This window comes from Amycolatopsis keratiniphila subsp. keratiniphila, from assembly GCF_001620365.2.
Classification (GTDB): domain Bacteria; phylum Actinomycetota; class Actinomycetes; order Mycobacteriales; family Pseudonocardiaceae; genus Amycolatopsis; species Amycolatopsis keratiniphila.
Map to the genome: position 1 here is coordinate 218,148 of NZ_LQMT02000010.1, position 3,493 is coordinate 221,640.

At 68.7% G+C, this 3,493-nt stretch carries 3 protein-coding genes and 1 pseudogene; 2 read left to right on the forward strand and 2 right to left on the reverse strand.

Annotation, left to right across the window (positions count from 1 at the left end):
- A pseudogene (locus tag AVR91_RS43730) lies at positions 1-267 on the reverse strand (malate synthase A); the annotation flags it as partial.
- A 103-nt stretch (positions 268-370) separates the two neighbouring features.
- Here AVR91_RS43730 and AVR91_RS09285 point away from each other — a divergent pair.
- Positions 371-1,147: an IclR family transcriptional regulator gene (locus tag AVR91_RS09285; protein ID WP_063273801.1), complete on the forward strand. Its 777-nt coding sequence runs from the start codon at positions 371-373 to the stop codon at positions 1,145-1,147.
- Here the strand turns inward: AVR91_RS09285 and AVR91_RS09290 are convergent.
- Positions 1,137-1,868, reverse strand: coding sequence for a TetR/AcrR family transcriptional regulator (locus AVR91_RS09290; RefSeq protein ID WP_063273802.1), 732 nt, complete (start codon positions 1,866-1,868; stop codon positions 1,137-1,139). The genes AVR91_RS09285 and AVR91_RS09290 overlap by 11 nt on opposite strands.
- Before the next feature lie 107 nt (positions 1,869-1,975).
- Here AVR91_RS09290 and AVR91_RS09295 point away from each other — a divergent pair, with 107 nt between their 5' ends.
- Positions 1,976-3,472 carry an MFS transporter gene (locus AVR91_RS09295; protein ID WP_063273803.1) on the forward strand — a complete coding sequence of 499 codons (1,497 nt, stop codon included), beginning with the start codon at positions 1,976-1,978 and terminating at the stop codon, positions 3,470-3,472.
- Positions 3,473-3,493: the final 21 nt, after the last annotated feature.

A 3,493-nucleotide genomic window follows, 5' to 3' on the forward strand; every position in this document is an offset into this window, starting at 1 on the left:
GCCGGTGATCTCGACGCGGCGATCGCGCAGGGCGGGCGGGGCCTCGGCGACCTTCCAGTCGCCCTCGCGGATCTCCTTGGTCTCGGGCAGGAAGTCCAGCTTGCCGGTGACCCTGGCCTCCTCGCGGCGCTTGCTCCTGGCCTGCAGCAGCTCGTCGCGGCGGGCGGCGAAGGCCTCGTGCAGGCCGGCGAGGAAGGCGAGCGCCTCCGGCGTGAGGATTTCGTCCCCGCGCTCGACCGGATCGCCGAGCACCTGAGCTTCAGACATGAGTAACACCCCGAGTTCGGATAAATAACGTCCCTACGGTTTTACATGACGGACTATAGTTTCTGCATAGCGGAACATCAACGCCGACGTAAGGAGTACCACGGTGGCAGCGGAGAAGAACGGGCGCGATGGCGGCGTCCAGTCACTTCAGCGGGCCTTCGAGCTCCTCGAGCATCTCGCGGACACCGGCGGGGAGGCCAGTCTTTCGGAGCTGGCGACCCTGTCCGGGCTGCCGATGCCGACCATCCACCGGCTGATCAGGACACTGGTGGACCTGGGCTACGTCCGGCAGAACACCAACCGCCGGTACGCGCTGGGCGCCCGGCTCATCCGGCTGGGTGAGAACGCCAGCATGCAGTTCGGCTCGTGGGCGCGCCCGCTGCTCGCGGAACTGGTCGACGAGGTCGGCGAGACCGCGAACCTCGCCGTCCTGGAACGGGACGAGGTCGTGTACGTCGCCCAGGTGCCGTCGAAGCACTCGATGCGGATGTTCACCGAGGTCGGGCGGCGGCTCCTGCCGCACGGCACCGGCGTGGGCAAGGCGATGCTGGCGCATCTGCCGTCCGAAGACGTCACGGCACTGCTCGCCCGGACGGGGATGCCCTCCTACACCGAGCACACCTTCACCGACGAGGACGCGCTGCTGCGCGAGCTGGCGAAGATCGCCCAGCAGGGTTACGCGCTCGACGAAGCGGAGCAGGAACTGGGCGTCCGTTGCGTGGCCGTCGCGGTCCCGGGCGCGCCAGTGCCGGCGGCGGTCTCGGTGTCCGGACCTTCGGGACGGCTCACGATGGAGGCCGTCGAGCGGATCGCGCCGGTCGTCCAGCGGATCGCGACCTCGCTCGGCTCGACCCTTTCGAAGGACGGCGTCACCGTTTGAGCCTGGTCTCCAAACCGTCGAGCATCCTGTCCAGCCCGTAGCGGAACTTCTCGTCGCGGAGCCGGACGGGATCGGCTTCGACCTCTCCCCTGGCCAGCATTTCCCGCTGGTGCGGATGTTCCCGCGCGGCCTCCTCGACGGCGGGACGCAGGCGTTCCGCCCATTCGCCCTCGCTCCGGCCGCTCTTGGCGACGGTCGTGAGCCAGGCCGCCTCCGTCGTCCCCATGCCGATGACGTAGGAGATGACGGCGCTGATCGCCTGATTCGCCTCGCCTCCGGGGAAGCCCGCGCCCACGAAGACGCCCAGCAGCCGCTCGTTGAGCCGCATGACGTTCGGCCCGAGGTACGACAGGCCCACCGAGCCGAGCAGTGAAGCCACCCACGGGTGCCGCAGGATCATCGCGCGGACGCTTTCCGCTCCGACGACCGCGGCCTCACGCCACCGGGCAGGATCGTCGATGTCCGGCACGGTGATCTCGCCGTAGACCTCGTCGACGACTAGTTCGATCAGCTCGTCACGGTTCGCGACGTGCCGGTACAGCGAGGTCGCGCCCGCGTTCAGCGCGGTGCCCAGCCTGCGCATGCTCAGCGCGTCGACACCTTCGACATCCAGGAGCCGGACGGCCTCGGCCACGATCTGCGCCTGGCTCAGCGCGGGCTGATCCCGCTTCCGGCGAGGACGGGTCCACACCGACTGGATCGGCTGTTCTTCGACTGACATGCGTCGACCCTAGCGCACGAAGTACCCCGTTGCGTACATCGTTCTGCGATGCGTACAGTGTGCGCATCAACCGAACAACGTACGCAAACACTTCTGGGGGTTTCCCGATGAACGTGCCCATCCGCGATCCACGACGCTGGTGGATCCTGATCGTCCTGTGCCTGAGCACGCTCGTGCTGGTCGTCGACAACATGGTGCTGACCGTCGCCGTGCCGCCGCTGGCCGAAGATCTCGGCGCGAGCGCCCAGGACACGCAATGGATCCTGGATTCCTACATCCTGGTGTTCGCCGGGCTGCTGCTCACTTCGGGAAGCCTCGGCGACCGGTTCGGGCGCCGGAAGGTGATGATCGTCGGCCTCCTCCTGTTCGGGGCGGCCTCACTCGTCGCGGCGTTCGCCACGAACCCGCTCGAACTGATCGCGTCCCGCGCGGTGATGGGTGTCGGCGGCGCGCTGATCATGCCGAGCACCCTGTCGATCCTGATCACCGTCTTCGACGACGAGGAGCGCCGCAAGGCGATGGCGGCGTGGAGCGCGGTCGCGATGATCGGCCTGATCGGCGGCCCGGTGCTGGGCGGCGTGCTGATCGCGTGGTTCTGGTGGGGCGCGGTGTTCCTGATCAACGTGCCGATCGTCGTCATCGCGGTGATCGCCGCGCTCACCCTGATGCCGGAGTCCAAGGGCCCGTGGCAGAAGCCGGACCCGCTCGGCGCCGTCCTCTCCGCGGCGGGCATGGTCTCGCTGGTCTGGACGATCATCGAGCTGCCCAAGCACGGCCTCGCCGAAGCCGGAACCCTGATCCCGCTGGCGGTCGCGATCGTGTGCCTGGCCGGGTTCGTGTTCTGGGAGCGGCACACGCCGTCGCCGATGGTCCCGCTGAAGCTGTTCCGCAAGCGCAACTTCAGCGGCGGCAGCCTGTCGCTCACGCTGGTGCAGATCGGCAACGGCGGTCTGCTGCTGCTCCTGACCCAGTACCTGCAGTTCGTGCTCGGCTACACGCCGACCGAGGCGGGCCTGGCGTTCATCCCGATGGCCGTCGCGTCGCTGCTGTTCAACACCCTCGGCGCCACGCTGGGCCAGAAGATCGGCAACCGGGCACTGACCACGGCCGGGATGATCGTGATGGCGGGCGGTTTCGGCCTGCTCGCGACGATGTCGGCGAACGAAGGCTTCCTCCTGCCCGCGGCCGCGCTGTTCCTGCTCGGCGCGGGCGGCGGGGTGGCGATGCCGGCCGCGATCGCGGCGCTGATGGGCGAGGTCCCGGAGGAACAGGCCGGGGTCGGCTCCGCGCTCAACGACACGATCCAGCAGCTGGGCGCCGCGCTCGGCATCGCGATCCTGGGCAGCATCGTGTCGAGCCTGTTCACCTCGCATATGCCCGAATCCGCCCCGGCGCAGGCGCGGCTTTCGATCGGCGACGCCTTCGCGACGGGTAACGACGGCCTCATCGCCGCGGCCCGTGAGTCGTTCACTTCGGCGATGTCGACGACGTTCCTGGCGAGCGCGGCGGGCGTGCTGGCCGCGGCGGTGGTCGCGTTCCTGGTGATGCGGGACAAGAAGACCGCGCCGGTTTCGACCGACGAGAACGTCCCTGTCACGGCCTGACGCGTGCTATGAACGGGCCGT

What these genes read in the sequence shown, in the direction of transcription:
- AVR91_RS09290 (WP_063273802.1), bottom strand. Translation starts at nt 1,868, where the DNA reads ATGTCAGTCGAAGAACAGCCGATCCAGTCGGTGTGGACCCGTCCTCGC.
- AVR91_RS09295 (WP_063273803.1), top strand. Translation starts at nt 1,976, where the DNA reads ATGAACGTGCCCATCCGCGATCCACGACGCTGGTGGATCCTGATCGTC.